The 25,545-nt window shown below is 52.4% G+C and carries 43 protein-coding genes, 1 tRNA gene and 2 pseudogenes; 26 read left to right on the forward strand and 20 right to left on the reverse strand.

The genetic code is table 11. The annotated features are described in order from the left end of the window. The 8 genes and pseudogenes from F3I44_RS20495 to F3I44_RS20530 form a co-directional block, all read right to left on the reverse strand. Nucleotides 1–406, reverse strand: a pseudogene (locus tag F3I44_RS20495) (hypothetical protein); the annotation flags it as partial. Beyond that, nucleotides 403–945: a hypothetical protein gene (locus F3I44_RS20500; protein WP_150019579.1), complete on the reverse strand. Its 543-nt coding sequence runs from the start codon at nt 943–945 to the stop codon at nt 403–405. The gene F3I44_RS20500 and the pseudogene F3I44_RS20495, both read right to left, overlap by 4 nt. Nucleotides 946–1,012: 67 nt before the next feature. Then, the gene (locus F3I44_RS20505) at nt 1,013–1,528 is read right to left on the reverse strand and encodes a hypothetical protein (RefSeq protein WP_150019580.1); all 516 of its coding nucleotides are present in this window, start codon (nt 1,526–1,528) and stop codon (nt 1,013–1,015) included. A 50-nt stretch (nt 1,529–1,578) separates the two neighbouring features. Continuing rightward, nucleotides 1,579–2,040 carry a lysis protein gene (locus tag F3I44_RS20510; protein ID WP_150019581.1) on the reverse strand — a complete coding sequence of 154 codons (462 nt, stop codon included), beginning with the start codon at nt 2,038–2,040 and terminating at the stop codon, nt 1,579–1,581. Between the two features lie 449 nt (nt 2,041–2,489). Further along, nucleotides 2,490–3,020, reverse strand: coding sequence for a lysozyme (locus F3I44_RS20515; RefSeq protein ID WP_150019582.1), 531 nt, complete (start codon nt 3,018–3,020; stop codon nt 2,490–2,492). 1 nt (nt 3,021) lies between these two features. Continuing rightward, nucleotides 3,022–3,267: a phage holin gene (locus F3I44_RS20520; RefSeq protein WP_150019583.1), complete on the reverse strand. Its 246-nt coding sequence runs from the start codon at nt 3,265–3,267 to the stop codon at nt 3,022–3,024. A gap of 9 nt (nt 3,268–3,276) precedes the next feature. Beyond that, nucleotides 3,277–3,624: a hypothetical protein gene (locus F3I44_RS20525; protein WP_150016021.1), complete on the reverse strand. Its 348-nt coding sequence runs from the start codon at nt 3,622–3,624 to the stop codon at nt 3,277–3,279. Nucleotides 3,625–3,720: 96 nt separating this feature from the next. After that, a complete protein-coding gene (locus F3I44_RS20530; protein ID WP_150016020.1) occupies nt 3,721–3,921 on the reverse strand; it encodes a hypothetical protein in 201 nt (66 codons plus the stop codon). Here F3I44_RS20530 and F3I44_RS20535 point away from each other — a divergent pair. Next, complete coding sequence (locus tag F3I44_RS20535) at nt 3,920–4,630, forward strand: DUF4145 domain-containing protein (protein WP_150016019.1); 711 nt, start codon at nt 3,920–3,922, stop codon at nt 4,628–4,630. The two genes, F3I44_RS20530 and F3I44_RS20535, sit on opposite strands and share 2 nt — an antisense overlap. Before the next feature lie 694 nt (nt 4,631–5,324). On the opposite strand, the gene F3I44_RS20540 is transcribed toward F3I44_RS20535, so the two are convergent. From F3I44_RS20540 to F3I44_RS20575, 9 genes and pseudogenes are all read right to left on the reverse strand, one after another. Beyond that, nucleotides 5,325–5,399, reverse strand: a tRNA-OTHER gene (locus F3I44_RS20540). A 188-nt stretch (nt 5,400–5,587) separates the two neighbouring features. Further along, nucleotides 5,588–5,803, reverse strand: coding sequence for a hypothetical protein (locus tag F3I44_RS20545; RefSeq protein WP_150016018.1), 216 nt, complete (start codon nt 5,801–5,803; stop codon nt 5,588–5,590). A 291-nt stretch (nt 5,804–6,094) separates the two neighbouring features. Next, entirely contained in the window at nt 6,095–6,877 is a 783-nt protein-coding gene (locus tag F3I44_RS20550) for an antitermination protein (protein ID WP_150016017.1), read from the reverse strand. Beyond that, the gene (locus F3I44_RS20555; protein WP_150016016.1) at nt 6,874–8,748 is read right to left on the reverse strand and encodes a toprim domain-containing protein; all 1,875 of its coding nucleotides are present in this window, start codon (nt 8,746–8,748) and stop codon (nt 6,874–6,876) included. The genes F3I44_RS20550 and F3I44_RS20555 overlap by 4 nt, the downstream gene beginning before the upstream one ends. Before the next feature lie 112 nt (nt 8,749–8,860). Then, nucleotides 8,861–9,913: a hypothetical protein gene (locus F3I44_RS20560; RefSeq protein ID WP_190285999.1), complete on the reverse strand. Its 1,053-nt coding sequence runs from the start codon at nt 9,911–9,913 to the stop codon at nt 8,861–8,863. Next, the gene (locus F3I44_RS20565) at nt 9,831–10,043 is read right to left on the reverse strand and encodes a DUF4222 domain-containing protein (RefSeq protein WP_190286177.1); all 213 of its coding nucleotides are present in this window, start codon (nt 10,041–10,043) and stop codon (nt 9,831–9,833) included. Before F3I44_RS20565 ends, F3I44_RS20560 begins: the two co-directional genes overlap by 83 nt. Nucleotides 10,044–10,289: 246 nt before the next feature. After that, nucleotides 10,290–10,998: pseudogene (locus tag F3I44_RS20570) on the reverse strand (Rha family transcriptional regulator). Further along, nucleotides 10,995–11,150 carry a hypothetical protein gene (locus F3I44_RS23800; protein WP_190286038.1) on the reverse strand — a complete coding sequence of 52 codons (156 nt, stop codon included), beginning with the start codon at nt 11,148–11,150 and terminating at the stop codon, nt 10,995–10,997. Before F3I44_RS23800 ends, F3I44_RS20570 begins: the two are co-directional and overlap by 4 nt. A 93-nt stretch (nt 11,151–11,243) precedes the next feature. Next, nucleotides 11,244–11,486 (reverse strand): Cro/CI family transcriptional regulator, encoded by a 243-nt coding sequence (locus tag F3I44_RS20575; protein ID WP_150019585.1) that lies wholly within the window; start codon nt 11,484–11,486, stop codon nt 11,244–11,246. A 97-nt stretch (nt 11,487–11,583) separates the two neighbouring features. Between F3I44_RS20575 and F3I44_RS20580 the strand changes: the two genes are divergently transcribed. The 23 genes from F3I44_RS20580 (at nt 11,584) to F3I44_RS20685 (ending at nt 21,118) form a co-directional block, all read left to right on the forward strand. Next, nucleotides 11,584–12,252 carry a helix-turn-helix domain-containing protein gene (locus tag F3I44_RS20580; protein ID WP_190286039.1) on the forward strand — a complete coding sequence of 223 codons (669 nt, stop codon included), beginning with the start codon at nt 11,584–11,586 and terminating at the stop codon, nt 12,250–12,252. 80 nt (nt 12,253–12,332) lie between these two features. Next, nucleotides 12,333–12,884 carry a helix-turn-helix domain-containing protein gene (locus F3I44_RS20585; protein WP_150019587.1) on the forward strand — a complete coding sequence of 184 codons (552 nt, stop codon included), beginning with the start codon at nt 12,333–12,335 and terminating at the stop codon, nt 12,882–12,884. Beyond that, nucleotides 12,881–13,156 carry a hypothetical protein gene (locus F3I44_RS20590; RefSeq protein WP_150019588.1) on the forward strand — a complete coding sequence of 92 codons (276 nt, stop codon included), beginning with the start codon at nt 12,881–12,883 and terminating at the stop codon, nt 13,154–13,156. Before F3I44_RS20585 ends, F3I44_RS20590 begins: the two co-directional genes overlap by 4 nt. Beyond that, the gene (locus F3I44_RS20595; protein WP_150019589.1) at nt 13,149–13,358 is read left to right on the forward strand and encodes a hypothetical protein; all 210 of its coding nucleotides are present in this window, start codon (nt 13,149–13,151) and stop codon (nt 13,356–13,358) included. Before F3I44_RS20590 ends, F3I44_RS20595 begins: the two co-directional genes overlap by 8 nt. After that, nucleotides 13,355–13,558 carry a hypothetical protein gene (locus tag F3I44_RS20600; RefSeq protein WP_150019590.1) on the forward strand — a complete coding sequence of 68 codons (204 nt, stop codon included), beginning with the start codon at nt 13,355–13,357 and terminating at the stop codon, nt 13,556–13,558. The genes F3I44_RS20595 and F3I44_RS20600 overlap by 4 nt, the downstream gene beginning before the upstream one ends. Next, nucleotides 13,555–13,941, forward strand: a complete 387-nt coding sequence (locus F3I44_RS20605; RefSeq protein ID WP_150019591.1) for a hypothetical protein — start codon at nt 13,555–13,557, stop codon at nt 13,939–13,941. The genes F3I44_RS20600 and F3I44_RS20605 overlap by 4 nt, the downstream gene beginning before the upstream one ends. A gap of 186 nt (nt 13,942–14,127) precedes the next feature. Continuing rightward, nucleotides 14,128–14,352, forward strand: coding sequence for a hypothetical protein (locus F3I44_RS20610; RefSeq protein WP_150019592.1), 225 nt, complete (start codon nt 14,128–14,130; stop codon nt 14,350–14,352). Then, nucleotides 14,345–14,527 (forward strand): hypothetical protein, encoded by a 183-nt coding sequence (locus tag F3I44_RS20615; RefSeq protein ID WP_150019593.1) that lies wholly within the window; start codon nt 14,345–14,347, stop codon nt 14,525–14,527. Before F3I44_RS20610 ends, F3I44_RS20615 begins: the two co-directional genes overlap by 8 nt. Then, complete coding sequence (locus tag F3I44_RS20620) at nt 14,524–14,868, forward strand: hypothetical protein (RefSeq protein ID WP_150019594.1); 345 nt, start codon at nt 14,524–14,526, stop codon at nt 14,866–14,868. The genes F3I44_RS20615 and F3I44_RS20620 overlap by 4 nt, the downstream gene beginning before the upstream one ends. After that, nucleotides 14,868–15,086 carry a hypothetical protein gene (locus F3I44_RS20625; protein WP_150019595.1) on the forward strand — a complete coding sequence of 73 codons (219 nt, stop codon included), beginning with the start codon at nt 14,868–14,870 and terminating at the stop codon, nt 15,084–15,086. The genes F3I44_RS20620 and F3I44_RS20625 overlap by 1 nt, the downstream gene beginning before the upstream one ends. Before the next feature lie 12 nt (nt 15,087–15,098). After that, entirely contained in the window at nt 15,099–15,317 is a 219-nt protein-coding gene (locus F3I44_RS20630; RefSeq protein WP_150019596.1) for a hypothetical protein, read from the forward strand. Then, complete coding sequence (locus tag F3I44_RS20635; RefSeq protein WP_150019109.1) at nt 15,314–15,709, forward strand: hypothetical protein; 396 nt, start codon at nt 15,314–15,316, stop codon at nt 15,707–15,709. Before F3I44_RS20630 ends, F3I44_RS20635 begins: the two co-directional genes overlap by 4 nt. 7 nt (nt 15,710–15,716) lie before the next feature. After that, nucleotides 15,717–15,905 (forward strand): hypothetical protein, encoded by a 189-nt coding sequence (locus tag F3I44_RS20640; protein ID WP_150019425.1) that lies wholly within the window; start codon nt 15,717–15,719, stop codon nt 15,903–15,905. Beyond that, nucleotides 15,902–16,729 (forward strand): SPFH domain-containing protein, encoded by an 828-nt coding sequence (locus tag F3I44_RS20645; RefSeq protein WP_150019597.1) that lies wholly within the window; start codon nt 15,902–15,904, stop codon nt 16,727–16,729. The genes F3I44_RS20640 and F3I44_RS20645 overlap by 4 nt, the downstream gene beginning before the upstream one ends. A 52-nt stretch (nt 16,730–16,781) precedes the next feature. Next, entirely contained in the window at nt 16,782–16,907 is a 126-nt protein-coding gene (locus F3I44_RS24150; RefSeq protein WP_255467316.1) for a hypothetical protein, read from the forward strand. Further along, complete coding sequence (locus tag F3I44_RS20650; protein WP_150019598.1) at nt 16,904–17,125, forward strand: hypothetical protein; 222 nt, start codon at nt 16,904–16,906, stop codon at nt 17,123–17,125. Before F3I44_RS24150 ends, F3I44_RS20650 begins: the two co-directional genes overlap by 4 nt. After that, entirely contained in the window at nt 17,122–17,307 is a 186-nt protein-coding gene (locus tag F3I44_RS20655) for a hypothetical protein (RefSeq protein WP_150019599.1), read from the forward strand. Before F3I44_RS20650 ends, F3I44_RS20655 begins: the two co-directional genes overlap by 4 nt. A gap of 8 nt (nt 17,308–17,315) precedes the next feature. Continuing rightward, on the forward strand, nt 17,316–17,624 hold the full coding sequence (locus F3I44_RS20660) for a hypothetical protein (protein WP_223811720.1): 309 nt from the start codon (nt 17,316–17,318) through the stop codon (nt 17,622–17,624). Then, the gene (locus F3I44_RS20665) at nt 17,624–17,818 is read left to right on the forward strand and encodes a hypothetical protein (RefSeq protein ID WP_150019601.1); all 195 of its coding nucleotides are present in this window, start codon (nt 17,624–17,626) and stop codon (nt 17,816–17,818) included. The genes F3I44_RS20660 and F3I44_RS20665 overlap by 1 nt, the downstream gene beginning before the upstream one ends. A gap of 123 nt (nt 17,819–17,941) precedes the next feature. Beyond that, nucleotides 17,942–18,304: a LexA family transcriptional regulator gene (locus F3I44_RS20670; RefSeq protein ID WP_150019602.1), complete on the forward strand. Its 363-nt coding sequence runs from the start codon at nt 17,942–17,944 to the stop codon at nt 18,302–18,304. A 2-nt stretch (nt 18,305–18,306) separates the two neighbouring features. Continuing rightward, nucleotides 18,307–18,540 carry an excisionase family protein gene (locus tag F3I44_RS20675; RefSeq protein WP_150019606.1) on the forward strand — a complete coding sequence of 78 codons (234 nt, stop codon included), beginning with the start codon at nt 18,307–18,309 and terminating at the stop codon, nt 18,538–18,540. Nucleotides 18,541–18,595: 55 nt separating this feature from the next. Further along, on the forward strand, nt 18,596–19,888 hold the full coding sequence (locus F3I44_RS20680; protein ID WP_150019603.1) for a site-specific integrase: 1,293 nt from the start codon (nt 18,596–18,598) through the stop codon (nt 19,886–19,888). 213 nt (nt 19,889–20,101) lie between these two features. Then, on the forward strand, nt 20,102–21,118 hold the full coding sequence (locus tag F3I44_RS20685; protein ID WP_150019604.1) for a lipoate--protein ligase A: 1,017 nt from the start codon (nt 20,102–20,104) through the stop codon (nt 21,116–21,118). Nucleotides 21,119–21,297: 179 nt separating this feature from the next. On the opposite strand, the gene cspA is transcribed toward F3I44_RS20685, so the two are convergent. Both cspA and F3I44_RS20695 read right to left on the reverse strand, forming a co-directional pair. Then, nucleotides 21,298–21,510 carry an RNA chaperone/antiterminator CspA gene (cspA, locus tag F3I44_RS20690; RefSeq protein WP_150011447.1) on the reverse strand — a complete coding sequence of 71 codons (213 nt, stop codon included), beginning with the start codon at nt 21,508–21,510 and terminating at the stop codon, nt 21,298–21,300. A gap of 423 nt (nt 21,511–21,933) precedes the next feature. Next, on the reverse strand, nt 21,934–23,130 hold the full coding sequence (locus F3I44_RS20695; protein ID WP_150011445.1) for an MFS transporter: 1,197 nt from the start codon (nt 23,128–23,130) through the stop codon (nt 21,934–21,936). A 311-nt stretch (nt 23,131–23,441) separates the two neighbouring features. Here F3I44_RS20695 and F3I44_RS20700 point away from each other — a divergent pair, with 311 nt between their 5' ends. Beyond that, complete coding sequence (locus F3I44_RS20700; RefSeq protein WP_223811717.1) at nt 23,442–23,759, forward strand: hypothetical protein; 318 nt, start codon at nt 23,442–23,444, stop codon at nt 23,757–23,759. 103 nt (nt 23,760–23,862) lie between these two features. On the opposite strand, the gene F3I44_RS20705 is transcribed toward F3I44_RS20700, so the two are convergent. Further along, nucleotides 23,863–24,756 (reverse strand): ABC transporter six-transmembrane domain-containing protein, encoded by an 894-nt coding sequence (locus F3I44_RS20705; protein ID WP_150011443.1) that lies wholly within the window; start codon nt 24,754–24,756, stop codon nt 23,863–23,865. Between the two features lie 104 nt (nt 24,757–24,860). Between F3I44_RS20705 and F3I44_RS20710 the strand changes: the two genes are divergently transcribed. Continuing rightward, nucleotides 24,861–25,445, forward strand: coding sequence for a TetR/AcrR family transcriptional regulator (locus F3I44_RS20710; RefSeq protein WP_150011441.1), 585 nt, complete (start codon nt 24,861–24,863; stop codon nt 25,443–25,445). Nucleotides 25,446–25,545: the final 100 nt, after the last annotated feature.

The following is a 25,545-nucleotide window of genomic DNA, read 5'->3' on the forward strand; positions in this document are numbered from 1 at the left end:
ACTCCGTGCGCAGGGTGGCCGGCCGGATAATGGCGACGGGTTTATCAACCGGTACGCGCGGATGCAGGTCATTAAACTGCGGCAGGTCGAACAGCAGCGGGCCGCTGACGCCAAACTGACGCCGGAATGCCGGGATAATGCCACCACTGGCAAGGTCGTTCGGACCGTAGCCAATGCGCTTTATTACGCCGCCGCGCGGGGCCGGGTGATATGCGTACCGGGTGCGGAGCTCGTGTTTTTCCTGTGTGCGGAGATGTGTTCCGCTGCGCACGCACTTTATATCGAGGCCCCTATACAGCTCCGGCCAGCAGGTGCGCACGTAAGCGCCGGGGAATTGGCGCAGGAACGGGCGCTGGTAGATGGAGTCGCCCAGGCCCAGCATGCCCTGAAAATTATACTGCGTCATAAAACCTCTTCGGGTGCCGCGCGCGGGAAACAGGTCAGGGACGTTCGGCGCGAGCAGTTGATGATGCTGACAGATGGGAGGCTGCTGGCCAGACGCTGAAATTCACTTTGCCAGCGCCGGATGCTTTCGCCGTCTGGATTCTTCAGACCGTCCGGGTGTTCACCGTGCCAGTGGGTGCCGTTTGCCAGCGAGCAGTCGTAGCCCAGCAGAATGATCCGCTCAGCACCGAGATGTGCCGCCAGCTGTATGGCACGCTGGCCAGAGTTGAAGGAGTCGTTATCGGGCGGCCGGAACAGGTTCACGCCGTAGCGCAGGTGCGCCCGGCCGCTTACCGTCCAGCACTGAGCCCGGGTCTTCAGCGTGCTGTGATATTTGTCCCACCAGCTGCAGTCGGCGGCAAAAAGATGATCGCAATCCGGAGCGAGGCTGATGCAGGAGTTAACGACGATGACAGGATGTCCGGATGCTGTCGCCAGGCGGCAGTCACTGGCGTTCAGTGAGGGGCCGCTGGCGATGCAAATGAAAGTTTTTTCCTGCATTAACACCCTCACAATAAAAAGCCTCACCAGTTGATGAGGCTTTTTAGGGTATGTAATAAAACGAGGTTTAATCGAATATCAGACTCAGAGCCTGATCAAAATCATCGGCTTTTTTGTGCTCAATGGGTGGTATGTTATTGAACACAAAATACCTGCATGAGCCATCAATATCAGAATTCCCCATTGACGCAAGTTTTGGCAACAATACATTTTCATACCACGCAATTTGTCGGTCTGCCTCGGTGCTACCGCAATAGTTTGGAATTGTCTGTGACGTAAGAACAACGCCAACAGACCATTCACGCTTATTAATCTCAAAATTTATGAGAAAATCAGCTATAAAAGTTCGTGGATCAAGCCCCGACAATGATGCTTTTACAACCAGCCCATGATAAGTCGCATCGAAACCCTCGCGATGCTCAGTAACCGAGAAGCCTTTATCGCTGAAATAATTGCGAGCTTTATTGAGGTGATCCATGGCCAGTGAAGGCAGCATCGCAAAATGGCGGTCTGCACGGTTGTTAAGATATTCTTTTTCTTTGGCCTTCAGTTCAGCAAGGCGCATTTGTTTGGCAAGAGACATATTAACCCCCTTAAAGTGTAGGTGAATGCATTTTACTGCTGCCCACCTGGCTATTTCAAACACTGGGTGCGCACGTAGTCCTGCAAATACTTCAGCTTTTCCCGGTCGCGGATGATGCCGGCGCGGATGTCGAGAATGTTTCGTCGAGAATCTGTAGCGAGTTCGACGGCGGCTCCATTGACCAGGCCGCTGGCTGCTGTGGTTGTGCCGGTACCGGACACGGGACATTTTGCGTGGACATACATCCGGCGAGTACCAGCGGCAAGCTGGCGGCGAAGAGCATCATTTTCAGATTCGGCAGCACTGAGCGCCTCCGTGTGGGTTTTGTCGAGTGCGGTCAGCTGCTGCTGGCGCTGGGTCATGTCGGTGATGGTAGTAGCCTGCCGTTTCGCCAGCTGCTGAGACTGTCGGGCGGTGGTGCGCCAGGCTATGGCTTTACTGTGATAATGGTCGGCGGCCCAGCCTAAGGCAAGCACGGTAACAATAAGTGGAGCCGTAAGATAAATATTCATATTCAGGAGTGACATTAAGAATTTGCGAAGCACAGACACCGCTGTTTGCTAATGCTGGGAAAAAAGCGGAACATATAACCTTGTTATTCACATTAGCTGCCAGGCTGTAACTAACGAGGGTTGAAATGCTCCACTCTTTTAGTATTCACTTTAAAGCTTTTCTTGATATGTTTTCCCCGCGCACCTGGAAAATCATTGGCTATTCAGGTTCTGCTGTAATCTGGACAATGAATATCCTGATTAAAAAACATTATGAGAAAAAAGTTAAAAAATATGAGTCAGATTTCAGGAGAAAGTCCGATAAGTAGTTCGCCGCCTGTTTAATACTCCAGCGCTCAACATCATGCCAGCGAGAAGAAAAAGCATGCCATTCAGTAAAGCATGCTTTTCATTGATGAAAGCAGTACTCACTAATATCCCCAGGCATATAAAATCATATTTATAATATTTCATTGGTATACCCCCTTCAGGCAAAGCGCCTTTTCTTGATCCCTGCGATGAACGAGTCCGGGCAGTAACTTTCCGCCGCCATAAACCCAGCGCGGGAACTGATCACAGGCCTGCCTTATCTCACTCTGACGCAGCAGCGCGAAAAGTGTGGATTTCTTCATTGCTGCGCAGCCGGCATTGAACGTGATGGAGGTGACGGCGGAGAAGGTGTCGTCGCTCAGGGATTTACCGTCTGCGTACTGATTAACGCATTCCTCAGCTGCCTGGATATTTTTTTCCCAATCCTGTGCTATCTGCTGGTCGGTTTTTCGTGTGCCCGGCTTCACGCCGTGCGTGTTGCCAATCCCGTCGGTGATGATGCCTGCCGGGCAGGTGTAAGGGTCGCGACGGCAGCCCTCAGCATTGCCGATAAGCTCCAGCCCGGCCCGGTTCGTGCGCACCAGGTCATGAGACAGTATGATATTAATGATGAGCGTGACCGAACAGGCAGCGGCGGCAACGGCAACGCGACCTTTTGATACTCTGGCCATATCATTTCCCCGGCATGTCGTCCGGCGATACAGCACCCTGATGTGAATTCAGCCAGGCACGGTAAGCCCGGGCGTTAGCCCGCTTGAAGTAGGCATCAACGACCATGGTGATGAGCGCGATGACCGCACCTGCCAGAACGCCGATGGCGCTCCACTGCTCAGGCGTCAGGTAGTTCAGCAGGCCAATAAAGAATGAACCCGCCGCAACGCCGTAAGATGCGGAAGTGGTAACGTGATGAGCGTGCACATTTTTTCCTTAACGTCTGCGTCCGTAATAGCCTCGGGTTGAACGGTAGGTCGTCACCGTGCGAGAGCGGGAATAGCGCGGTGCTAAATATCGCGGTGTGCTGTAGTGATGCACGACCGTAGTGTGATGGTTGTAACCGCTACCACCACTCATCAGATGCCCCATCATCAGGCCTGAGAAAAATCCACCGTTGTCGCTGTCATGCACCACGACAGGAGCAGGATTCTGAACCACTACCGGCGGCTGAACAGGCGGTGCATCTGCAACCGAAACAGGCGAATCATCATGACTGCAGGCGTGCAGAAGCAGCAGGCACACAGCTGCTGCGCCCGCCAGATACAGATATTTTTTATTCATGGCATTTACCGGTTGGAAAAGAAAAAAGCCACGCGCCAGCCGTGCGCAGGGTGCGCGGTAAGTTGCTGATCGTGGCTTGGGTTATAAATCAACTGGCTATTTTGAATCTGTCTCAAGAAAGCGCCGGCGGTTTTCAGCGATAATCAGCGCCATGGCGAGTCCTTTTACAGCAGTATCCCAGCCCTGACGCCCTTGCGTCAGAGAGAATTTTTTCTCTATTGCAGCAAGAGAATCCACTGCAGAATCAGTTATGCAGCCTTCATAATCACTGACCAGTTCAGATAAGGAATTTGACATGTTCACCCTCAGACAAACTTGCCCTCACTGCGCACGCGAGGTCAATTTTCGTTTATACAGTATTAGTGAATACAGGCACCGTCAGCCTGCACCGGCAGGGGCCGTGAATAGCGGGCCATCTGTACAGGTGCGGTCTTACTCTCAGGACACCCCGGTTGAAGCATTTGGTGTTTCGACCTGTCCGGAATGCGAGTCGCCTATTCTGGTGAGATTTTCGTGTGGGTACGGCCAGCTCCAGCTTTGTAAAACCTCCGGCACCCAGAGTGAATGGCGTTATAACGGCGAGCCACCCAAAGTCATCGATTCTTTTCCTAAGCCACAGATGCCAGATAGCTCCCCCTGGTACCCGGATGAAATAAGAGAAATCTTCATCGAGCTGCAGGAAGATGTTCAGCGTGATCGCAGTCCAGCCCGCATCATCGTTGGATGTCGTAGCGTTATGGAGGTGGCATTAAGGAAGCTGGGATATGAAAAAGGAAACCTGCTGTCCCGAATTGAGATGGCCAGAAACGACGGCATTCTCACTGAGTCCATGAAAGACTGGGCGCACCGCGTCCGCATAAATGGTAACGAAGCGGTCCATGAACTGAGCGCGACACATGAACAAGCGAAGGAGCTTGTTGCTTTCATCAGGTTATTTCTGGAGATCGCATTTGTGCTGCCGAGGCGTGTAGACAGTGAAATGCATAAAACTGATCCTGTAGCCTGATAACTGTCCTTACGCTCTGCCATCTGAGCTAAACCGGCGAATTTTGGGTACAAAAAAGGCCTGCCGAAGCAGACCTGGCTGTGTCTGATAAGTATTTGCTCATTAGCAAAAGGATGACAACCGTTAGCTCCAGTTAAGTCTGGTACTACATTTACGACGTAAGAACCCTGAATCAGAACAATAAATTATCTTATAAATACTTATTTCAGGTCCTGAAATAATTAATTTCATACCCCTGAAGGGGTACTATTTTTAACGGATTTCCCTGGTGTTGGCCATACTGGCTACCCCGCCTCACCATTCGCTAACGACTTATGAGGCGGGGATTTTTTTGCCTCAGAAATACTATCACCGGCCGCCTGCGCCCTGATAATCGTTTATACAGATCGTTTTGGAGCAATTGATCGTTATGGACGATCAATCGATTAGCCGCCTAACTATTTATAATCATGTTGCACAGGGCATAAAAAAGGCCCACCGTAAGGTGAGCCTTAGCTGCCTAAATTGTGACTAGTAAGTTGCTGCGAGCCGGGTGCCTCCCGGTGAGTCAGAAAAGCCAGAATCTGGCCCGCCCGTTGTTCCTTCAGAAAACTCTGGCTTAGCCCCGTCGCATAGAGGGATTCATCGCAGCAGGTTTTTTATACCGCTTGCCATGTCAACTTAGTGTCAATAAAAGTAATTTTGAAGAATTGAATGGACCGCCGTCAGGGATTTTAACCCCGTCCCCTGCATCAAAAAGCCAGTGCTCTGTCCAGTAAGCTAACGGCGGATTAAGCCATTCAGTTTAGCAGTAAATAAGCGCTGCGGTGCCGGGTGCCTCCCGGTGGATCAGCAGCAACATAACCTGATCCGCCCTACAAGGACTTTCATGCTGAACAAATGAAAATTAAGGGCCCCGCCGCACAGGGGGATTCACCGCAGCGGTGTAATATTAGCGCCACGTAGCTCAACTCATCGTCAACGCTTATACATTGTGTGCTGAGTATGATTCAGGCTGGTGTCGGGTAAGTGCTCAATCGGTTCTGCCGAAGCCGGGAAGGCTTCACATATGTCGTCAGCCACAGACAGAACAGTTTCAACCATGGATGAACTGATTTTTAAGCCGGGGTGCTGCCTGAGGATTTCTACAAATACAGCGCCGGTGAGTAAACCTTTGTCGAGCTTCAGAGTCATGCCAGTTTTTCCCGCTTCGGTAGGAATAACTGGTATAGCACATTGTGAACAAAAACAGCGCAATGCAAACATTTATTAACAAATAGCACGCATTCACCGCAGAGAAGCGCACTCTCATATATCCCATGCCTTCCGGGCGTACCCGCTGGCTCCGGCGTCAGGGAATGCGCTTTTATGTGGTGCAGAAACACAAAAACCCGCACGACGGCGGGTTCTTAATATCGTTGAGTGGCGCATGAGTACAGAACCGCCACTATTTAGCCAGAATACGCCAGTTTTATGCAAAGTCAATTATTTTGTTGCCTGCCGGAATATTGCATCTGCATGGCTCTCTTCAATCTCACACTTCGCCACCAGCTTCTCAAAGAACGGCTTCCAGTTCCGTGACCATGACGACTGAGTGAGGTCCGGCACCAGCACGTTGATAGCCCTGAATGCAGTACTGGAAGGCATTCGGCGATATCCACGGCGTGAACAGCGCTCACAATCCTTGTCTACTGGCGCACCTGCGCGCTTTGATGCTTCCAGATCCCGTACCCGGCCCGTTCCGTTACACCGGCAGCGTGCAGACTCCCACCCCTTCCCATCACAGTGACTGCATTTTTCTCTGACCAGTTCAGATTCAATGCGTGGCGGTATTTTTTCTTCACCATCTACAGCACTGATATAACCCGGATACTTAACAACATCGCGCATAACTTCCCGGAATCCGGTCCCTTTACAGTGCCGGCATGGTGCTGTCGTTGAGGCTGAGCGTGAATATTCATCGAATGCCAGCTTTGACAGTATGACCAAGCAGCGACCAAGATTTGCACCCGCCGCTTTCCGGAGAAGCTTTGGTGCATTCCGACGGGCATACTGCAGGAGCTGCTCAACGGTACGGAAGGTCTCTTCGTTGCTGCCCGTCGATTTAGCCAGAACAGCAGAAATCCCAAACGGTGCTTTAGACTGGCAGAATCCGATGGCACCCATCAGGTCTGTGCCGGTCAGTGATTCGCTTCCGGTTGCGCGTGAAGAGTCGGTGAAGCTCTGGCTTTTCGGATTGAAATACTTCAGTGCTGATTCCAGTTTCATGCGCACCTCGTTACGTTGTTCATTTCCCAGTCCGCATCAATATCGCTTTGCGGTTTGGCGGCAAGATAGTTGAATGCTGACTTCCCGTTTTCCAGAAACTGGTGTGAGCGGGGATCGAAGGTGGTGCCTATATCGCCAATCCATCCCTCACCTTCACGTTGCTTGAGCAGACGAATAATCGACGGTGGCATATCCAGGGCGCGTTTCTCCCTCTCATCCAAACCCTGCGGCCCCTGCTTATCAAGCTTGCGCTGCGCCATTTCACGCGGGATGTTGCGCCAGACCGACATTACGTTATCGGGCATATCGGTCAGAGCACCGGTGCCTTTGACGTCCATTTTGCCAGTGGGTACCGACTCGTCGGTTTTACGGGCGTGTGTAACCAGAATGACATGGCAGTTATGCTCGTTCTTGAAGTCACACAGGGCATCAATAAATGCCTTCTGCCCGGAGGCATCTTCTTCATCAAAGCCACACTTTGCCAGGTTATCGATGATGAACAGCTCGATGCCATACCGCCTGCGGGCATAAGCAAAGATTTCAAGGAGGCGGTCGGCTTTGGCTGTACCGGTAAGCTTGAATACCCAGAGGTTCTCGCTGAACCAGGCATTACAGAGCGTAATCTCTTGTGGTGTTGGCGTTGCCGTACAGATGGCCTGCCGTGTCAGGCGAGCCAGCATCTTACCCGGCTTGAGCTCCAGAGAAGCGATGCAGGCGCGCGTGTTCTGTGCCATGGCTTCAATGGCGATATGGCCCACCAGCTCCGTTTTACCGTGCCCGTTGACGCCATTCACCAGCGTCAGCTCCGAAGCGCGAAATTTAAAATTGTAATTCAGCGAGGTCCAGGGTGTTGTAAAAAGCCCGGCATCACGGTGTTCGAAGGCGTCGATGGTTTCCTGCAGCAGATCGGATGCCGAGCAGAGCTCACTGGGGTCGAAGTAGGTTGATCGCTCCAGATAGCCAAAAATATCATCATCGCTGACGCCTTTTGTGAGGCACTCGTTGATGTCTTTGTACGGAAGCTCAACCAGGCGACAGCGGTGCTCCCCCAAGCGGCGGGCAATATCTCTGGCTGCTTCCCGCCCGACATCGTCGTTGTCGAGGCTGAGCAGAATTTCATCGAAACGGTCGAGATTATGATATTCGTACTCAATCCACTGCTGTTTAGCCCCCTTTCCGCCACCGAACGGAACCGACAGGGCCGGGTAACCCAGCTGCGCATAGCTCATGCAGTCAATCTCACCCTCGCAGAGGATGAGCAGCCGCTGTTTCGGGTCCAGAGCCTGCCAACCGAACAGGCAGGGCTCGCAGTTGGCTTCGGCCATGATCACTTTTTTTCCGCCCGGCCGTTCGGTGCTGATGCGCTTGACCTGCAGCAGCTCGCCATTGCGGATATACGGAAATGCCAGTGCAGGAAGCTCGCGCTTTTCGTCGCCATACCAGACTACGGCATCGCTGATCCTGAATCGCTCAGCGGTCTGCTGAGTAATACCGCGTGAGGCCAGGTACTCATAGCACTGCGACGCTTTTTTCACACCCTGCTTTTTGGGACGGGCAAAGGTCTGTTTTTTGGCGGTGAAATGATGATCGTCATCCTTCAGCCCGAGAAATTCTTTCGCTTCCCGCATAGCTTCGTGCAGACCGCAGTTGCGCACCAGCACCCATAAATCCAGCAGGTCACCACTGTCGCCGCTGGCGAAGTCAGCCCAGGTCTTTTTACCCGCCAGGTTAATTTTGAGGCTCTTGCCTTCCTCGCCGCTGACGCTGCCCACACACCACTCGTTAGCCTCCCTGTGGCCGTTTGGCAGCAGGTATTTCGCCACCCGGTCGGCGCTATTCCAGAGTTTTTCTGAGAGTTCAGCCGGTGTCATAATTCACACGCTCCGCAAATCAAATTTATCAAAACACCACATCACAAAATCCATTCCCAGCCACCCATGGTTGTATCCGGCCACCAGGGCACGCTTAAGTCGCTGTCGCATGTCACAGCCTCCGCCCGCCACTGTCGGAACGCAGGGCATCGAAGTTCAGGAAAACTTCGGAACTCTCGGTGTCCTGGTAGGCGTAGGGCCGGTTGGCTCCTCCGGCCCCCCGTTGTGTCTGAGTCTGCTCAGTTCTGAGTTCATCGTTCCAGCGCTCGCCGTTCAGGTACGAGGTCGGCAGCATGCGGTCTATCCCCAGCTGCTGAACGGCCAGGCGGGACTTGATATCCTGCGCCAGCATCGACGCAAACTCGCCCGGCGTCCCCTTCGACACCGCACGCCACGCCCTGAACTTCGTGCCAAAGGCCGTTCTGGCCTTCACCTTGGCGTCCTTGCGGAGCCCTGCACCCCAGAAAATATTCTCGAAGGCCTCAGAGACCGGATCGGGTTTGTCCGGATGCATGCCGTCATCCGACGCAGGCTCCAGTTCGGCTTGTGCAGGCAAATCGTCGAAATCCGGATCACCGCCAGTCCGATCCGAATCGGACACAGTGTTTTTATTCCCTTCCTTCTCCCTTCCCTTCCCTTCCTTTCCGTCAGTGAGTCCGATATGAGTACTCACTGAGTGCTCACGGAGTGATTCATCAGTACTCATTGAGTCGGTATGCTCAGTCGGGCATCCATTCAGTGAGCAGCCACCATCCAGCCCGGACTCTTTCACTGAGTCGTCATTAAGCACTCCCGGAGCAGGTATGGTTGTGGCAGACGGGCGGTTTATCTTCTGATGTTTCGAAAAGCCTTCGATGTGGATATAGTCAACACCATTCACTGAGTACTCACGGAGTAATCCGACACATGACAGTTCTTTTATCAGCGGTTCACAGTCGATCATGTCCGCCGGGAAAATCTGCATCTTGATACGTTTTGGGGAGCGAACCAGGTTTCCTTTATCGTCTGCAAAATTAAACATACCGATGAACATCAGTCGCGCCTCAAAAGAGCACTCAACGACCTTTTCATCTGTCCAGAATTCAGGCTTTATGGTTCTGATGCGGGCCATCATCAACCCTCTTAAAAAACTGTTGGAATTGCCAGACCGGGCGCATACACTCATGCTCGTATCCGGCGCGTAAGAAAATTACCTGTGACTTTTCCCGGTCATACCCCGTGACGTGCACCACCACGCCACGGGGATCGCGGTAATGCCTGTCAAGTACCTGAATGACATTCTCAGATGTGCTCACAGCAGACTCCCCTGGCGCGAACGTGCTGCTTTACGGCGTCCACCGCTGCACGAACGGAACCGCACCCACTGACGGGCCTCATGAAGCAGATCGTCGAACATGCGGCCCTTACGGCTTGCCTGAGAGCAGCGGCGGTAGTAAGACAACGCAGCCTCTGCCCCCCCCCCCTGGCATCTTCTGCCGCCACGCCTTCAGCCAGCAGCGTGCTGATGATGTTTTTGCGGATGAAGTCATGCGGATGCATGGTTACTCACCCCATTTCAGGATCTGGAAAATCCCCATTTTTGGATGCCACCAGCGAGTGCCGCGGCATTCCGCCTCGGACATCATCTGACGAAGCGCAGCCATGAAAGACGCGTGATTGACGATGCCGCGACTGCCGAGCAGGCCATCGGGCGTCAGGAACTTATGGGTATCGGTGGGAACGTTAAAGGCGCTGGCCAGCGTTTTACACTTCAGCGGCGACATGCCGAACTTCGTTTTCAGCTCTGAAAAGCCAATCCAGCCAGCCGGAACGGTGCCGCGCTTGATGCTCTCAACGGTTTCAGCAACGGACTCGATCTTTTCCTCGACATGCGAGATGCGCTTTTGCTGACGAACGGCATCGGCGGCCATCGCAGCGATCATCTCCATTTCGGAGAGCGGCTGACGGCTGACAACCTCTTCCAGCTCACGCCAGCGATCAACCAGGCGAGCGGTAAACTCAGGACTCAGTTGGGCAACGACGACAATACTGTCTCGCTTGCCTTCTTCGCCCTCAAAAATTGTAAACCTCGCCTTTAACTGCGTGACCTAAGTTATTGATTCTTTCGACAAACGCCGTTGGCGGTAGTCGGATAGTGCAGCGTTCGGCCAGACGTTCGATACTGCGCTTCACATCGCTATGACGGCTCCCCACAAGCTCGGCAATATCCAGGCTGGTCATCGATGGTTTATTGGTGATCAGGTTATTCATGGTTTGTTCCTCAAAATTGGTTTAGCCACCAGCACATACACGTCATCTACCGGGTCATAGCGAATGCCATCCGGCAGCAGCGGTTTGAAGTAGCGCGGATCCAGCCGATAACGTCTGTCGATGGCTGAACGACCGATAATTTTTCGTGACATGTCACACACTCCTGTACAGCCAGAAAAGCGTGATAGCGTCCAGTACAATGCAGACCAGCAGCATGGCGTTGAAGATTCGATCGGGGGTGGGCTTCATGGTTGAGCCTCCGTCACATCAGAAGGCTGGATATGTTTATTTTTGCGGGGATTGGCACGGTACAGCGACAGGTCGCACTTGAGCGCACCGTTGGTGATCTTCTCGAGTTCGAGGGCGGCACCTTTGGGGATAATGCCACCCCATTGACATACAGCGCTGTGTGAAACGCCAAGAAGTGTAGCAATTTTCTTTACTGCCCCGCGCGAACCATAAAAACGAAGAACATCTATCTTATGCATAACGCCTCAAAATAAGTTTTCTTACCTCATTAAATCAGATATCTTACTTACCTTCAATGTAAGATAGCTTATCTTTAAACACTAAATGAGGATGACTATGAAAATCACACGTGGAATAGGAGAAAGAATCAGATTGAGAAGGCGGGAGTTGGGTTTGACTCAAAAAGAAATAGCACAACACCTTGGCAGGTCTGCGTCAGCAGTAACCCAGTGGGAAAGCGGGGCAACATACCCTAACGGGCAAAATCTAGTGAAGCTTGCTGAAATCTTAAAGACTGATGCGCAATGGATACTTAGCGGAGATTACCAAGACAATAAGTGGGGCATTGATTACGACGACTGGTCCACAGCAGGCGCCATACCAACTCCTATATTCACATGGGAAGAGGCCGGGGAAACAAAAGATAAGTTTGATGCGCTAACAACAAGCCAGAAACACACTCATATCCTAACAACGACAGGCGGCGACTATGAATATGTTTTAAAAGCAAAAAAAGAGCATATTCCTCACAAGTTCGAAAGTATGTTTCCCGACGATTGCAGCTTGGTCATCGATTGTTCACAGACAGGGAAATCGGATATTAAAAATGGAAAATTTGTTTTAGTTAAGGCTAACAAGCCAGAATCTATCCCTGTGATCAGAAGGGTTATCGATGATGGAATGGCGCTTTTTTTAGAAGCGCCATCTGATGGATTGGCTGCTTATAAATTAGATGATTCGTGGATTGTATTAGGCATTGTTAGACAGATAATAATAGATTTGTAAGATCACTTACTTCAAGCTTGACACGCAATGTAAGTTCTCTAATACTAGGCCTCAGATTACTAAACCTGAGGTCTATAAGTATGAACATATCAGCTTCTAAAGCTTCTCGGTTTGCCATTTCAGCGAGCAGCAGTCTCATTGATCCCGCAGCGAAGTTAATTACCATGCTCCAAGCAATTGAAGGATTTTCATGCAGAATTCTCAATGAATCGGACCGAAGTGAATGCAAAGCGGAAAAAATAGCTTTGTATGCTGGTAACATACTGGATCTAGTTGAGCTGTGTATTTATGTTTCGAATATTGCAACCTCCCCATCCGCGCAAGAATCCTCAAACTTCAACGAAAAAAATACGCCTGCAGCGTCTTCATCTTCAACACCCCTTGGCCCGCTCTACTACCCAACCGCCGAAACCATTGGCACCCGCATCAAATCCATGCGCATGCTGCGTGAGTTCGGCTGGTCTGATTTAGCCGGCAGCGTTGACGTTACCCGTTCCTGCATCGAAGCCTGGGAGGAAAACACCACCATTCCAGCCAGCGACAAAATCATCCCCCTGGCTAATGCCCTGAACTGCGATCCGATGTGGCTGCTTACTGGTGATAAGGCAGATGCCCAGAGGACACCAGAATGACACAAGTAACGCTAAAAACCGGAGAATATGAGTTTGGTGAGATTCATCTTGAGTCCGAACTATCCCCCACAGGACCATACGAGGAGGTCATAATGCATAGTCGATTTGTGATTCGCCTTATGCCTGCTGGTGGCGTATTTGGAGTGCCAGCGGGATGGCCCGAACCGGAAAACATATTGTTCTTTTTTGATGACTTTGAGGATGCCAGCAATTTATTCACTGGCCTTCAGATTAGTTCCAGTTATTCGGATGACGAGGAAGCGCATGGATAAGCTTAATGACATGACCGTAATCCTTCTTGAAAGTTCTGACTTTGTGGGGCCGGGAATTTTACACGAAGACGTTCAGCGTGAAGTTGATATGGCACATATCGTGATCAATGGAAATAAGCTCATTAAAAATCGTATGGGCATTATTTCGGATGAACCCGCCACCTTCCAGGCGGCCCGGCAGAATACCGGAGGTGCGAAGTGAACAACATCGGATCTGCCTTTAAAGGTATTGACCTTGCGTCTGACTCATTCGCCATAAATATTGCCTGCCTGCTGGGTGCGGTCAGGGTATTGCAGATGTCGGATGACGACGAATTAAAAATGATGGGCAGTAATGTAATAGATATTGCCCATGACTACGCTAATGCTGCCGCATGCACTGAGAGCGGAGACGTAAAATGAGCAACCATGAAGACAGTATTTTAATCGAACGGGCTTTATCAACCACCAGGGCACTTATTAATTCTCGTGAGCAACTTACCGATAATGACGTGGAAAGCCTTTTATTCCAGATTCAGTCATTGCTGCTTAGCGTAAACATCGATGATAACCTCACCAGTAATATTGCTTCTGAAAAGAGGACCGGCAATACAGATCTTAGTGACGAAATTTTTGATGTCACTCTACTGGCCGGAAAAATAAAACACACTACGCAAATATATCTCCAGGGGTGTTTTGGCCCTGATGACGCAGACAACATCCAGTGCGTAATGACAGCTGTAATATCAGACTTCGCCAATGAGTTATTTAAAAGACTGAAAAAAATAGAAAACATATTCTGCTGATTACTCACTAGATAGAAGTAAATTACAGCGCCTGCGCTGGGGATAACTGCACCCGAAATTTTTTGAGGATGAAATGAAAACTTCGATCATTAATACGCAAAATTATCGCAAAGCCGTTCTGCTGCATAAGTGCGGCTATGACGTCCTGGCCAATCTGTTCCTGCGCGCAGCTTATGGAGTCGCGGTATGAGCACTGAATTTAAATCTGAACGCACGGCAGAGTGTGCCGAACAGCTCAACGTGCTGCTGTTAATCATTTATGAAAATGAATCTGAAGGGATTCATAAAAACAGCCCGTTGATAGGGAATGCTCTTAACCTCAGCGCATATATTCACAATTTTTTTCGTGAGCAGGAACTGGATAAGACCAGAGATCGCCTTTGCGGGCTGGGGGGGGGTAATCATGGTTAAAGATCTGCACAGCTGCGCTTCACAGGCGGAAAAACTCAGCGCCCTGCTTCTGTTAATAAGCGAAACAAAAGACTGGCCGGACGAGGATCAACTGTGTGCGCTTCATTATCTCGCACTCGATTTATCCTGCGGCATTTCATCATGGTTAATCGCTGAAGGTGAGAAAAAGAAATGAGTAACTTAGTTGAACGTAACCGGACCCGTCTGGTGAATATCTACCTTGCGAACCTTATTAATAAAACAGGGGTAATGATGACGCCTGTTAAGTTGCCGGGCGGCAAAATCACAACCGTCGAACTTGACGCCGATATTGTGAGCAAGGCCCTGGTTAAATTATTTGAGTCCGCAGTTCGTAAAGTTTATTCCGGCGAGGCCGCTGACCGTGAAATAGCCGAAACCTACGGTGACTGCATAAAGATTAAATCCGGAAAACTTTCTGACATCGGAAAAGGTTTTATGAATTCGCTTATCAGCAACCTTGCTGAACAGGCTTTTGCAGAAAAGGAACAGCAGTGATGAGCGCGATTAATTTCGAAGACGCAACGCTGACGGCAAAGCTGCACGTCGCACCTGACTTTACCGGCCGTGTAATTGCTTATTTCGAGAAAGGTGAGCTGAAAGCGGATATGCGCCTGCGCAAAGATGAACTCACCGCAACGCTCGATGGCTTTCTGGAATTCGCTAAGTCGGAAGGATGGACGGTCTGCCCCCCCCCCCATCCTCCACTGGATTAGAGGGCTGATGGCATGTCACTGACAGCGTTTAAAGCCCCTGAATGGGTATTAGCACAGGCAGCCAGAAAACTCACTCAGTACCGCCGGGGCCGCCTGTTTGCCCGCCGGACTTACCGCAGAGGCTATCTCAGTCTGGCAGTTAATCCGCGCTGGCGTCTGCTGTCGCGGAACGGCGGCAGAGACTGGCAGCTCATGAGTCATTCAACCTATAACGCGGAGATTGAGAAGTGAAAGATAAACCCACCACCAGCGCAACCGAGCTGGCATTCCAGAAATACCCGACACCGGTCGGCGTGCTCTATGTGGCCATGCGCCACGGACGCATGAAGCGCTGCTTCAGCCGGGATACTGCCCTTCGCTATCTGGCTTTCTTTATGACGACCCGTGCCTTCGCTCGTTCACGGTTTCCTCAGCGCCATCCGGACACGCTGGTGGACCATCCGGTGCACGGCCAGGCATGGCAGCGTGGGGACGTCACAAACGAGTATCACCGGGCCCACCAGCGCACACTTCGCCGCCTGCGCCGGATCCTCGTCCGCCGCCGGCAGATTGAGGCGTGGCAGAAAAATTACGATATGGCCACACAGCAGATCGCGCAGCTGCTCAGCGAAAAACCTTACTGAGGTGCCCATGAAAACCTATCTGCAAATCGTCGTTGCGCTGGTTATTGCTGCGGGCGTGTACGGCCTGATCGTGCCGTTCCTTGTATCGGCGAAAGAGACATTAACCGTTCTGTCCGGACTGGCACTGGCGATCCTGACCCCGCCATGCCTCTGCATCATTCTGAAGGGTCTGAAAGTTACTAAGGATAAAAAATGAAGAAGTTAATTTTTGCTGCACTGATGGCCGTTGCCGTGTTGTGTGTCGCGGGCTGCGATCGCGTAGAGCCTGGCAATGTGGGCATCAAGGTCAACAAGCTGGGTGATGACAAAGGTGTAGGTGAAGTGGTGGGCGTTGGCCGCTACTGGACCGGCTGGAACACCGAGATCTACATCTTCCCGACCTTTAAGCAGATGAAGACCTACGAAGATGCGTTTAACTTCCAGATGAGCGACGGCACCACCATCGGCTACCACATCGGCGTGGCCTACCGTGTGGATCCCACCAAGGTTACCACGGTGTTCCAGACCTACCGCAAAGGCGTCGATGACATCACCGACACTGACCTGCGCCAGAAAATTGCCGACAGCCTGAACCGTCTGGCCAGCCGGATGAGCACGGATAAGTTCATTGATGGCGGCAAAGCCGATTTGCTCACCGCCGCGCTGTCTGAGATTCAGCAGGAGATGGGTCCGATCGGTATCCAGGTAATCAGCCTGTCCTGGGTCGGTAAACCGGAGTACCCGCCAACGGTGATCGCCAGCATCAATGCCAAAGTGACGGCCAACCAGAAAACGCTGCAGCGCGAGCAGGAAGTAAAGCAGCGCGAGGCTGAGGCCAACATGCTCCGGGCGGAAGCCGACGGGCAGGCAGACGCAAAAATGAAGCTGGCCAGAGCAGAGGCTGAGTCTATCAAAATCCGTGGTGATGCCCTGCGCCAGAATCCGGAGGTTATGCAGCTGGAAGCCATCAACAAATGGAACGGCACCCTGCCCCAGTATATGACCAGCGGCACCAGCACGCCGTTTATCCAGGTTAAGTAATCACTTTCGATTGCCCGGCGAGAGTCGGGCTTCAGAAAAGGAATCGAATCAGATGAATAAGCTACTCGACATCGCGCTGATGGCATTCGTTGGTCTGCTGGTTGCAGGGCTGGGCTCCTGCGTTCTGATGATAGTTGCATTAATCATCAAGGCACTCTGGAGGGCGCTGGCGTCATGAAGTTTGAATTTAAGGATCATGGTGCTGTGGCCACGCTGACCATCACCAGCAGTCTGCTCGAGCTGCGCCGGCACAACCGGGCGGTCGATGCCGCCCTTCTCTCTGCTGATGTTCGCGCCAGGGCGTCTGGTCTGTTCATTCGCCGGACGGTAATCAGCGGACCGGTTAATCGCAGCATGCGTGCGTACAAAGCAGCAGCACGGGAGGTGGCAAAGTGAGCAAGGCATTGAAAATCGCAGTCAGCATTTTCACCCTCATCAGCGCGGCGGGCTTCTTCTGTTGCATCGCAGGTGGTGTCAGATGGGGCACGTTAGATTGTGGTATGGGTTCGTTAATGACGCTGATCCCGGCAGCGGTCTTTGCTGTCGCCGCGTTCTTTGCCAACGGCGGAGGTGAGTAGTGGCCAACATGCTGGCTGTTCTGTTTCTGCTGCTTGTGGCCTGGATTTGTATCGCCACCGCACGTGAACCCCTGCACGATGAAAAGGTATCCGTCATGTACGGATACCCACGGTACAAAAAGACCTGGCTGACCATCTATCACTACCGGGCAACCGATCGCTGGGTCTTTGAGTGGGATGATCTGTTTGATGCCGGCAGACCGAAAAGCTGGGGAAATATTTCTGAATGCCTGATGTGCACGGACAAAAAGTCAGGTGCAACGGATGAAGAATTCAAAGAGGCGTGGAAACGTTTAAAGAAAAGGGGAATGGCGTGATGAAAATGTACGCTGTGATTTACAAGCCAACCGGCGTTCCTGTTGGGCTGTTTGTTGACGCTGAGAATGCCATCAAGCGATGCAGGTTTCTCTCAGACAGCAAGGATTTTGTCGTCTGCAAAGTGCAAATAAAAGAGCTGGAGCAGGTCAATTTCAAGCGAAATGGCGAAGATAACCATGAACAAAACCTTTGAGATGATGATGCGGCGGCATTATGGGAACCGCTACGACCTCACCCGCGATATGCTCGGTTATTACAGCCGGGAGATAGTGAAACGCATGTTTGAGGTGTGGTGTAAGTGTAAGGGGGAACCATCGTGCAACCGCTGACAGATAAACAGCAGGCAACGCTGGAATTTATCCGGGCATACATCCGTGAAAACGGCATGGCACCGACAAACAAGGAGATCACTGTCGGTATGGGATGGGCTTCAGCCAATAATGCACAGTCTCATTTGCAGGCACTGCAGCGCAAAGGCTGGCTTAAGATACGGCGTGGCGTAAGCCGGGGCATCGTGCTCACCGGCAGCGCCATCGTGGATATTCCCGACGTTAACAGCGGTGAATACTGGTTTGACGGGGTATTTCAGCATCTGCGCTACGAGCGGGATGTGTATAAGGTTATCGAGGCGGCGGGACTGAAGGGGAGGAGCAAATCATGTTCACTGACGAAAGCGTAAAAATGAACACCATTATCATGATTGAGCCCAATGAATGGGTTACAGAACAGTTGCTGATCGCGGTGACCGGGCTTAAGCCGGGAACCATCACCCGCGCACGTAAAAAGGCCTGGCTACTGGGCCGGGAATATAAACACATGTCACCCGAAGGCGATCCAAAGCCCACCAGCGAATGCGTCTACAACCGGAAAGCGGTCGATGCATGGATCGCATCGCAGAAACAACCAATCGGATGACCGTAAGAAATGAACGCGATAAGCTTATCAGGCTCCTGGACGTCAGGAGGGAATAATGAGTAAAGCATCGTACCCGACAGGCGTCGAAAACCATGGCGGATCACTCCGCATCTGGTTTCTGTATCAGGGTCAGCGCGTCAGGGAAAATCTTGGCGTGCCTGACTCTGCAAAAAACCGCAAGGTAGCCGGAGAGCTTCGCGCTTCGGTCTGCTTTGCAATAAAGATGGGTAGTTTTAACTATGCGGTCCAGTTCCCGGCTTCGTCTAATCTGAAGCGCTTCGGGCTGGATAAAAAAGATATTTCCGTCGGTGACCTGGCGGAGATGTGGCTGGATTTGAAGAAAATGGAAATCAGCGCCAATGCTCACCACCGATATTGCTCAGTGGTGAAAAACATGATTGCCCGAATCGGTGCCCGGAGAATGGTGTCTTCGGTGACAAAAGAAGAGATGCTGTTTATCAGGAAAGAGTTACTGACAGGCTATCAGGTGCTGGAGAGGGGCCGAAAGATACCGGTTAAAGGGCGAACGGTGCCAACCGTCAATTACTACATGACGACCATTGCCGGCATGTTTCGGTTTGCTGCGGATCACAACTATCTGAGCGTGAACCCTTTCAACAGCATATCGCCGCTGAAAAAAGCCAGAGCTATACCTGACCCGCTCAGCAGGGATGAATTTACCCGATTCGCGCTTGCGTGCCGTAACAGGCAGGCCCGGAATTTATGGACACTGGCGGTCTATACGGGTGTGCGGCATGGCGAGCTGGTCTCACTGGCATGGGAAGATGTGGATCTGAAAGCGGGCACGCTGAGAGTCAGGCGAAATCTCACTTCGCTGGGTGAGTTTACGTTGCCAAAGACTGAGGCGGGCACCGACCGGCTGATCCACCTGCTGGAACCGGCACGGGAAGCGCTCAGGGATCAGGCAGAGCTTACCCGATTGGGCAAGCAATACCTGACGGAAGTAAAGTTGCGGGAGTATGGCCGGACAAGCACTCACCCCTGCACTTTTTTATTCACCCCGCAGCTTACCCGTTCTGGTGCCAGTATCGGTCACCACTATGCAGTCGGGGCACTGAGTACCATGTGGGCATCAATAATGAAACGGGCGGGAATACGATACCGCAAAGCGTATCAAACACGCCATACTTATGCGTGCTGGATGCTGAGCGCCGGGGCCAACCCATCATTCATTGCAACACAGATGGGCCATTCCAGCGCTCAGATGGTTTACAGCGTTTATGGGAGCTGGATGCCCGAAAGCAGCGCCGGGCAGGTGGCCTTGCTAAACGAGAAGCTGACTGGCTGTGTCCCATCCATGCCCCACAGCCATAGCTTACCCGGGTAAAAACCTTTTAAATCATATGTTTATGTTCTAGATATAAGCATACTGGCATAATGCTGTTCAGCAATCTGCCGTGATTGCGCCCCAGACGGCATATTATCTTTTTTTGCCGCAGCCTCACGGCATGAAGAGGCATGTGGCTCCGTGCCCGTGCTGATAGACTCTGCGTTCTGCCCTGTTTTACGGGCCGCTTCTCATAAGGAACGGGAGTTACTGATGTCCACGCTGCGCTTACTGTTATCTGAATCTAATGATCCCTGGTTTAATCTGGCTGTCGAAGAGTGCATTTTCCGGCAGATGCCCGCCACCCAGCGGGTGCTGTTCCTGTGGCGGAATGCGGAAACGGTGGTCATTGGACGGGCGCAGAATCCGTGGAAAGAGTGTAACACCCGCCGCATGGCGGAAGACGGTATCCGTCTGGCGCGTCGCAGCAGCGGCGGTGGCGCAGTGTTTCACGACCTCGGCAACTGCTGTTTTACCTTTATGGCGGGCAAGCCGGAGTACGATAAAAGCGTTTCAACTGCCATTATCCTGCGCGCACTGAACGCGCTGGGTGTGCCGACGGAGGCGTCCGGTCGTAACGATTTAGTGATGAACACCGCTGACGGACCGCGCAAAATCTCCGGATCTGCCTATCGTGAAACACCCGATCGCGGTTTTCATCACGGCACTATTTTGATGGATGCCGATCTTTCCCGGCTGGCAGATTACCTTAATCCTGATGTGAAGAAACTGCAGGCCAAAGGGATTACGTCAGTGCGCGCCAGGGTTGCCAATCTGACGGAGTTAACGCCGGGTATCAGCTATCAGGCGATCTGCTCCGCGGTGACGGACGCATTTTTTGAACATTTCGGCGAGCAGTGTGAGCCGGAGAGGATCTCTCCCGATGCCCTGCCCGACCTGCCTGGATTCACTGAGCAGTTCGCAAAGCAGAGTAGCTGGGCGTGGAATTTCGGTCAGGCACCTGACTTCTCGCATCTGCTGGACCAGCGATTTGTCTGGGGCGGTGTGGAGATTCACTTCGATGTCGAACGCGGCGTGATCAGCCGCTGTCAGATTTTTAGCGACAGCCTCAATCCCGCGCCGCTCGAAGCGCTGGCCCAGCGGATGCAGAACGTCACTTACCGGCCCGATGCACTGGAGGAAGTTCTGAATCAGCTGATAGCCGATTTCCCGGCACAACAGGCGGAGCTGACAGAATTGCAGCAATGGCTGATCGCAAGCGTGAGGTGAACAGGCTCAATCTGATGCTGGCCCGCGCGAAACGCTGTCGCGTGCAAAAACATCGTGAAAGTTTCAGCCAGACATAAACGCAAAAAACCCGCACAAGGCGGGTTTTTATTATCAATTCAGGCTTATCTGCTCAGGCTATTGCCGTCATCGCGATTGTAAGCGTCATTGATAACAGAGGCTTACATAGGAACTACGTTTGCCGCTGAAGGACCTTTAGCGCCGTTTTCAATCGTGAATTCGACCTGCTGGCCTTCGTCCAGGGTTTTATAATCGTTGCTCTGGATTGCAGAGAAATGTACGAATACATCTTTGCTGCCATCCTGAGGAGAGATAAAACCGAAGCCTTTACCCGCGTCAAACCATTTTACTAAACCAGTCATTTTATCAGACATTGATATTTCCTTAATTTATGAGCCACAAGTGGCGAAGATGGCCTGTCTTCCAGAAGGTTACTTACCAGGATTTTAGGAGGAGACTCACGAAGAAGGGGTATCTTGAGATATCGCTTGCACTGAGGACTGCTTTACTAAAACTGCTTTGATAAGGTCTGTGTTCCAAACCGAGGTCGCCATTAAGCCATCCATTAACGACTTTAGCAAACATTATTTTAATTTAATTTTAACATCCAGACGTCCGGAGCGCCCTGATTGATTTTTGAAGCCTTTTCAATTTTCAGGGCTGTCGGATGGAGAATGATTTCTGAATGGTCAGATTAATTAAAAACGAAGTGATTAGCGTTTCAGAAAAATAATACGGCAGGTCCGGGCAAATGTTGCGCAGCGGCCATGTCTGCCGCTGCGCCCTGCACTATTTGGTCAGGCTGGCTGAACCTGCTGACGGGCAGCATGGCGCGCCGTCATCACAAACACCATCAAACCGGCCACACCCAGCGCCACGCCGACCCAGGCCGTGGAGATCCAGCCATAGCCCAGCGATACCGTCAGGCCACCGAGATAAGCGCCCATCGCGTTGGCGATATTCAGCGCCGAATGGTTCATTGCAGCCGCCAGCGTTTGTGAATCATTGGCGACATCCATCAGGCGAATCTGTAACGACGGCAGCAGCACCGCGCAGGTGCCAATCAGGAAGGTCGCCAGCAGTCCGGTGGCCACATGCTGAACCAGTACCGGGAAGGCCAGCATCACCAGCACGTTCCATAACAGCGTCCAGCCAATAATGTTGAGCACCGAACCCTCAGCCAGACGGCCACCGACCAGGTTACCGATGATCATTCCCAGTCCAAACGCCACCATCGCCCATGGGATCAGCGAAGGAGAGATGCCAGCAATATTAATCAGCGTCGGGGCGATATAGCTGAAGATCGCGAACATGCCGCCAAAGCCGACCGCGCCCACCAGCAGGGTCAGCAGCACCTGCGGGTTTTTCAGCGCACCCAGTTCGCGCAGCGGATGTGCATCCGCATCGCCTGGCGTGTAAGGCACATAGCGACCAATCAGCAGGCAGGTCAGGAGACCAATCGCGCCCACAAAGGTGAACACCACGTGCCAGCTGAATAGCTGCCCAATCCATGAGCCCAGCGGCACGCCAATCAGCGTCGCGACCGTCAGTCCCAGCATCAGGGACGCCAGCGCACGACCGCGCCGTTCAAGCGGCACCAGTGAAGCCGCCACCAGCGATGCCACGCCAAAGTAAGCCCCGTGCGGCAGGCCGGTCAGAAAGCGCGCCACCAGCAGGCCGTGATAGCTGTCGGCCATCGCACTGGCGACATTGCCGATGCTGAACAGCGCCATCAGGATCAGCAGTAGCGATTTACGCGCCATCCGGGCCGCCAGAACGGCAATAAACGGTGCGCCCACCACCACACCCAGCGCGTAACTGGCGATGGCGTTACCCGCCTGCGGTTCGGTGATCGCCAGAGAGCGTGAAACATCAGGCAGCAGGCCCATCATGATGAACTCACCGGTTCCGATACCAAAGCCGCCCAGCGCCAGAGCGAGTAATGCCCAGCGGACAAAACCGGCATCGTCGGTTTTATGATTTTTTCTTAACAAAATGGATTCCCAATGGCCTGAACTGAAAAGCTGACGTGAGCCGGCGGGAGAAAGCATAACGTGTTCCCGTCCGGATGAAGCGGTTTGACTATAGAAAGTCATGCCGCGCTAAGCAACCCATTTTGTGATCTGACGCACAGTTAAGTCTGCGCCAGCGGCACGCTTGCACTGTGCAGTTCTGGAGCGAATCGTTATGTGCCCGCTCACAATGCGGAAAGGCCATGCAGGCTTAAGTCGGTTATGTCTGCTTAACTGACCGGTTAACGCGTCTTTATTTAACAGGTTACTGAACAGGAATCAGCAGATATCGCGTGACCAGATGTTATGGCGCTTTCTATGCCAGTCAGCACGGTCTGAGCTGCGTGGCACTGAGAATCGGAGCGTTTGAAGCAAAACTGGATAATTGCCTGCACACAGCGCGGGATTATAGCGCCTGGCTGAGTCCGGATGATGCTGTCCGATTGATGACCGGGGCAGTCGAGGCAGAGAACATCACCTTCTTTATTGGCTACGGCATTTCCGATAACCGTTTCAAGCGCTTCGATCTGACGCAGACGCGCGAGGTGCTGGGCTACACGCCCTCGGATAACGCGTTCAGAACCTTTACACCGGGTGAACTGGATTATTAACCCAGCTCTCGCGGTCATTGCGGTGCCGGGTTTTGGCGCTTGATCTCAACAACCGCCGGGCAGTCCGGCGGTTGCTTCAGCTCTGTGCCTGAGATCGGCAAAATCAGTGCATGCCGGTATTTACCCGACGGCCAATGTCTTTGAGCTGGGAATATTTCTCCAGCAGCTGAGGAGCATCATCCAGGCTCATGGCAAACATCCACATATAGGTCATTACCGAATAGATATGACCCGCATCGGTGCCGCCACGGCCCGACATGACTGCGATGGTGACTGCGAACAACAGTGCCGCCACGCTACCGATGGCCAGATAACCGCACGCTTCCCGATCCGAGAGGCGGATCCGCAGACTGGCCAGCACGCCATAGTGCCGGCCCAGTGACGCGGCGTTCGCGTTGCTGACAAAGCTTACTTCTCTCTCCAGCCGGTTGTTAAGACGGCCAAACAGCGCATCGTTCTTGCGGGTAAACCCCGGCAGGAAACAGGCGAAGAACAGCAGGATCCCCAGACAGGCTGCGCCGGTCCAGAACTCGATAGCCAGCAGCATTACTGACGCACCGGTCATTGATGCCAGCGAAGTAATCAGCACAGGCAGATGCTTCTCGAAAAAGTCGACAAACTCGCGAGACAGCGCCACCCGCGCAGCAATCGTCGACGCGCTCTGTTTTTCGCTGCGCTGTGCCACAATCACCGGCACGGCCAGCTCAGCATAGATGCGGGCAAAGGTACGGGTATCGACACTGCGCCGCGCTGCACCGATGGCCCACATGGTAAAGACCATCGCCGCATAGAGCACCGCATGCCAGGTCCTGCCGGAGAGTATGGCGTTGATAGCGAAGCCCGCCAGCAGCGGATAAAGCAGGTACATGACGTTTTCCGCCACTACCAGCAGCAGCGTGAGGAATAGCTTGCGGCTATGGCGGCGGCCAAGCATTTTTAATGTCAGAATAGCGCTGCGGGGAGCCGCAACGGGCAGGATCGTTTTTGAGGAAGACATAGTTTCTGTTTCTGATAGAGTCACTCTTGAGCGGTTGCTCAAGTACGAAAAACAGTCTATTTGAGCGGTTGCTCAAAGTCAACGTGGCAGTGATAGAGAGAATAATGAAAGAGTCGGCCGAGGTACTGAGAACCAAAATCCTGGATGCAGCGATAGTGCTGTTTGTTGAGAAAGGGATCGAAAAAGTGACCACCCGTGAACTCACCGAGTCGGTAGGTATTTCACGCAGTCATATTTACCACTACTTCAGCAACTGGCAGACACTCTGCCTGGCGGCGCTGGAACGCTTTATGCGGGTTGATTTTGAAAATTTTGCCGACACACTGGCCTTGCTCACACCGCGTCAGCGGCTGAATACCCTGTTTGAAAGCCATCTGCCGAGTGCACCGGATGCTACCTGGCAGCTCTATGCCTCTTTCTGGCAGATGGCTGCGCACAATGACGCATATGCTGCACTGGCTGAAGAGATGACTGAAGTGTGGCAGGCACTGATGGAGGGGATTATCCGTGACGGCGTCACCCACGGCACACTACGGTGTGATGATGTTCCCCGCACCGCCAGGCAAATTAGCGCTATGCTGAACGGTTATGCGGATTTACTGACGATAAATCCTTCAGAATCTAAAGCTCGCGAAGCTATGGCAGACCTCAACCAGTTTGTTGAATTTGCCCTGGGGCCATGCCGTTAATCCCGGTTAATACGGTTTACCTTTCGCCATACATTAATTAAATGTTAAAGAAAGGTTTATTATTTTAATTAGCGTGCAGTTTTAAGCGGCTATAAATGCG

The sequence above is a fragment of the Pantoea sp. F_5 genome (assembly GCF_008631595.1).
GTDB classification, from domain to species: Bacteria; Pseudomonadota; Gammaproteobacteria; order Enterobacterales; family Enterobacteriaceae; genus Pantoea; species Pantoea gossypiicola.